Source organism: Roseburia sp. AF42-8, from assembly GCF_003435965.1.
GTDB lineage: Bacteria > Bacillota > Clostridia > Lachnospirales > Lachnospiraceae > Roseburia_C > Roseburia_C amylophila.
Genome location: NZ_QTVB01000078.1, coordinates 1 through 5,376 on the forward strand (window position 1 = coordinate 1; position 5,376 = coordinate 5,376).

At 36.2% G+C, this 5,376-nt stretch carries 3 protein-coding genes and 1 pseudogene; all 4 read right to left on the reverse strand.

The window, feature by feature from the left end; translation table 11 throughout:
- Nucleotides 1-165: 165 nt before the first annotated feature.
- The 4 genes and pseudogenes from DW059_RS14740 to DW059_RS14755 all read right to left on the reverse strand — a co-directional run bounded on the left by DW059_RS14740 (nt 166) and on the right by DW059_RS14755 (nt 5,098).
- Nucleotides 166-2,096 (reverse strand): annotated as a pseudogene (locus tag DW059_RS14740) (oxidoreductase).
- A gap of 23 nt (nt 2,097-2,119) precedes the next feature.
- The gene (locus tag DW059_RS14745; RefSeq protein WP_117699295.1) at nt 2,120-3,484 is read right to left on the reverse strand and encodes a PTS transporter subunit EIIC; all 1,365 of its coding nucleotides are present in this window, start codon (nt 3,482-3,484) and stop codon (nt 2,120-2,122) included.
- Nucleotides 3,485-3,747: 263 nt separating this feature from the next.
- A complete protein-coding gene (locus DW059_RS14750) occupies nt 3,748-4,569 on the reverse strand; it encodes a PRD domain-containing protein (RefSeq protein WP_199534395.1) in 822 nt (273 codons plus the stop codon).
- A gap of 4 nt (nt 4,570-4,573) precedes the next feature.
- Nucleotides 4,574-5,098, reverse strand: coding sequence for a PTS sugar transporter subunit IIA (locus tag DW059_RS14755; protein WP_242986312.1), 525 nt, complete (start codon nt 5,096-5,098; stop codon nt 4,574-4,576).
- Between the last annotated feature and the right edge of the window lie 278 nt (nt 5,099-5,376).

Consider the following 5,376-nt stretch of genomic DNA (forward strand, 5'->3'; position numbering starts at 1 on the left):
AGATAAGCATTTACAACTTTCTTTTTAAATTCATAACTATATTTAGACATAAAAATACCGACCTCCAATCGTTAGATTTTTTGGTCTAACTTTTAGGGGTCGGTACAAATCCTGTGAGTGTCCTTTTTCTACATGCTATTCAAAAATGAGGGATTTTTCTAAAATTTATAAATGTGCAGAAATGTAATATCCATCTTCTAATGCACTCCATACCGTACCTACACGATTTGCATCTCCTATTATATTGGTATCCTGCACAATTCCAAAATATTCATTTGCTTCATCCAGTCTTGCGCGCATTCCTGCTGCAAATATAACTGTATCAGCTAAAATCTCTTTCTGACTGCCATCTTCCATTTCCGTGATTACAGAATGTTCACGGATTTCTTTACAACTTGTCTTAGTTATTGCTGTCAGATTTTTACATTTATCCATCTCAGTTTTCAAAGCTACTTTCATGATGTCATTCAATGTCCGGTTCAGGACTGGTCCTAATTCTAGAATTGTTACTTTCCTTCCCATTTTTGCCAGATCAACACCAAGTTCACAGCCTATCGAACCACCTCCGATAATAACAACATTTTCTCCTGTCTTCTCTAAGTTTTTATAAGCATCAATTGCTGTCATAATCTGATTTTTTCCATTCCGGATATCTGGAATGTTACAGGATATGCTCCTAATGCCAGTATTATGCTGTCTGCATTAAGTTCACGGATTTTCTGTGGATCCATTCTGGTATTTAAATACACTTTTACTCCTGATTTATAAAGTCTGTTGCTTAGGTAGTCTTTTAGTCTTTTTAAATCCTGCTTGGTACTGTCATAATCTGCACAAATTAACTGTCCTCCAAGAGCTGCTTCTCCTTCATACAGACTTACGTCATGACCACGTTCTGCTGCTGTGATTGCTGCTTTCATACCTGCAGGACCTCCTCCCACAACCACCACTTTTTTCTTTCTATCTGCCTTTGGAAGCACATTTGGTACTCTGTCTTCATGGAGATAGCGCGGATTAACAGAACAACATGGTACGGAATTCATTCCTACATGACTGCGTTTTTCTTCCTCTGTACGATACTGATATGGATTATAGCAATTCATACAACGAATGCATGGAACAATATCTTCACTGCGTCCTTCATAGGCTTTTTGCGCCCACCATGGATCTGCAATCAATTGCCTTCCTACAACAATTGCATCCGCATATCCTTTTTCCAGAATGTCCTCCGCTTCTTCCGGTGTCATAATACCACCAACTACTGCTACTGGAATCTTTACCTGCTCTTTTACTTTTCGTGCAAGATCAACATTAATCATATGGGGCGCATAAGCGGTAGAAGACATGTAAATCTTTGTATTATTATTTACTTCAACACCACAGGAAATATGTACCATATCAATTTTATCTTCTATACTCTTAATAAATGCTGCAACTTCCTCTACCTGCATTCCTCCTTCAATATGTTCATCACCACTGATACGCATATCCAGCATATAATCTGGACCAACTGCTTTTCTTACCCTGTCTACAATCATGGTAGGAAACTTAATTCTATTTTCAAAGCTTCCACCATATTCATCTGTTCTTTTATTAAAATATGGCGATAAAAATTCTGCTGGAAGCCAGCCATGACCAAAATGCAAAAGTACACTGTCAAAACCATATTCCTTTGCATCTAAGGCTGATTTTGCAAATTTATCTGCAATATCCTCCATCATTGCCTCATCCATTGCCCGTACTTCAGTTCCATCTTCTCTTGTATAAGATACTGGTCCAATCGCATAATCACCCTTTTCTACCATTGCAAACTGTCCACAATGACATAACTCAAATTCTGCTTTTGCGCCTCTTTGACGGATGATCGATACTTCTTCCCTGACTTTTGCTGCTTTAAAAAGGTCTGCAAAACAATACGGTCCTGGCGTCAGACGCATTCTGGAATCATCTACGGAACCACTGGTTCCGCGGATAATCATTCCAATACCACTTAAAGATTTGTCTGTATTACTTCCAAGTGGTGCTGATATAATACGATTTTTCAGTACTACCTTATTTACTTTTAAAGGTTCAAATAATTTTGGATATTTACAGTTCATTCTATTCCCTTCTTTCCTATAACTTATACTGCCTGTTCTTCCGGAATATCCTTAAATCCCATAAATATTGTAATCAAAAATGCTCCCACAAAGGATACTGTCATAAGAATGCACCAGATTACAAAAGTATCACCAAAGAATGCAGGAAGTCCGCCAAGTCCACAGAGACTTAATGCTGTACATTTTACACCAAATGCCAGTGAAAATGCAGAACAGATTGCATCCATAATTCCAAGAGAAATTAAAGGTTTCTTAGCTGGAAGTAATACACCAAACAATGCTGGCTCTGTAATTCCTACAACTGCCATAAGAGAGGCAGACATGGATGTTGTTTTCATCTTGCTGTTTTTGGTCTTAAACCATACTCCTAATGCTGCTCCACCAATTGCGATATTTCCATATGCAAGTAACGGGAAGAAATAAGAAAATCCTTGACTTGCAAGCTCTGTTAAAGTAATTGGAAGTGCAATTCCGTTATGTACACCTGTCATAACAAGATATGGTGCGATTGCTCCAATAATGATACCACCTACAACAGACATCTTTGTAAAGATAAATGAAATTCCACCACAAAGTCCATTTCCAATCCAGGTTGCAATCGGTCCTGTTACTATCAGAATAACTGGAATTGAAATTATCATAGTAATAATCGGAATTAATAAGCTTGACAATACCTTTGGACTTATCTTCTTTGCAAGTTTGTTAATCAGCATTACAACAGGCATAGAAAGAAGAATTGGTGTAATGGAAGAAGCATAAGAAACCAGTGTCACCGGAATTCCAATAAAACTTGCTGTTCCGCCTGCACTTCCAAGCTCAATCAGTGTTGGATAAACCAAAACTGCTCCTACCAATGCTCCAATATACGGATTTACGCAGAGTTTTTTTGCTGCTGCAAATCCTAAGAAAATTGGAAGGAAATAATATCCTGCCTGTCCAATGGCATATAATACCTGATAGGTATAAGTAGTTGTATCTATGTTAATATAATTTAACATTGCCAGTAAACTCTGGATAAATCCGGATGCAATCAGAATAGGTACAATTGGCTGAATAGAGTTTGCGATGTAATCAATGATTACTGCACCTACGGATTTCTTCTTTTTTACGACTGCTGTCGCTTCTTCCTCTCCGCTATCACTGATATGTACAATTTTTTCCAGTTCATCATATACATCATTACATTTTCCACCAAAGATAATCTGAATTGTATTGGATGCCCAGTTCAATCCCTGGCAGCCTTCAATTTTCTTAATCTGTGCATCATTTACTTTATCCTTATCCTTTACTTCTACACGAACACGCGTAAAACAGCTCATGATGCTTATTACATTTTCTTCTCCCCCTACATTCTGCAGAACTTCTAATGCTGCTTTCTTGTAATCCATAATAATTTCCTCCTTTTTGTTTTACATCATTATCTTCAATTTTACATTTATCCTGTTACATCCCTCCTTTCTTACAGGATAAATATGCATTTATTTTGTCATACAGGTATGAAAGTTCTTCTTACCTGCATAATCTACAGGATATTCTCTTTCGGATTTTCCGTAAAAAAAGCAGACCCTCAAACAGGATTCCTTTACCTATAAACAGTAAATGTTATCCCGTTTTCAGGTCTGGCCTAATTTAATAGTGACCACCCTTTCCGCTATTCCTTGCAATTTCTTAAATGCAATACCAGATAATTTCCTTCGGAATTGGTAATATGTCTTCCAAATTTATCATAAAGAAGATCCGATAGTCTCTCAATACAATCAACTTCTTCGTGAAATACTTCACGAACTGTCTTTTTCATTAATTCATCTTCTTTTGTACTTTCTTTATCTTCTACATAACGTTGTGCAAAATATTTCACATGTGTAACAAGTCTTGTATAAGATAAGGAATTTTCATCTACGTCTGTTAAATATTCCTTTTTTATATAATCCAATGCTATATCAATTACCTGAAAAACCTTATTTACCATGCGGCGATCCTGTTGAAATTCTGATGCAATAAGATGCATGGCAATATAACCAACCTCTTCATCCGGAATTACTACATGGAACAATTCCTTTATGCGTTCCCTTGCATACAGACCTAATTTCCATTCATTCTGATAAAACTGCCTTACCTCTGTCGTAAATGGATTATCCAGTTGTATCCCTTCTTTAAGCCTTTTTACCGCAAATTGTATATGATCCATAAGTGCCAGCGTGTTCTGTTCTTCCGGTGAAAAATTATATTCCGTTCTCGCCTTATAAAATATATCTTCTACCAGTTCAAGATATTCTGGCGAAATCTGGCGGATCAAATCTACCAGTTTTTCATTTTCATTTGCAACAAATATTTTCTGGATTTTACTTTCGTCTATGATATCTCCCTTTTTGGCATGGAATCCAATTCCTTTTCCAACAATTACAACTTCACCGTGTTTTCTATCCCATCCCATTACAACATTATTGTTAAAAGGTTGTTCTATTTTTATCATATCCTTACACCCTCTCCAGTTTTAGTAACTCCTCTCCCGCCTTAACATTTTCTGATTTTGTAGTCTGACATGTAAAAGTATCTGAATTTTCCACTACAACCATTACCGTTGCTTTATATTTCTCACGAATCAGTGACAAATCAAATTTCATCAGCAGCTCTCCTGCTTTGACCTTTCTGCCCTGCTCAACAAATACCTCAAATCCATTTCCTTTTAATTCTACCGTATCAATTCCCACATGCATGATAATTCCAGCTCCATCTTCTGATTCTATTCCGATTACATGTCCGGTAGGAAATACCACAGATATTTTTCCATCAACTGGTGCATACAGATAACCTTCTACTGGTTCAATACCAACTCCATCTCCCATAATTTTCTGGGAAAATACCGCATCTTCAACTTCTTCTAACGGAATTATTTTTCCACTGACCGGTGCATATATTTTGTCTTTCTCCACCATATAAATATCAATACCTTTTTGTTTTTCTTTTATCATATTTTCTATATGTTTTTTAAATAATTGCATGTTATCCTCCTTGTTCTACAAGCTACATAAACTCTGAGAGATAGTTAAGCATATAAATTTCTCCCTATAAGAGAATTTTCATAACGATATTTCCTATGAAAATAAAAAAACCAAAATCAGTACACTACTGATTTTGGTTTAGCCTGCTTTACCAGTGACATTTCCAAAGTCTACAAGCTACATAAACTCTGAGAGATAGTTAAGCATATAAATTTCTCCCTATAAGAGAATTTTCATAACGATATTTCCTATGAAAATAAAAAAACCAAAATCAGTAC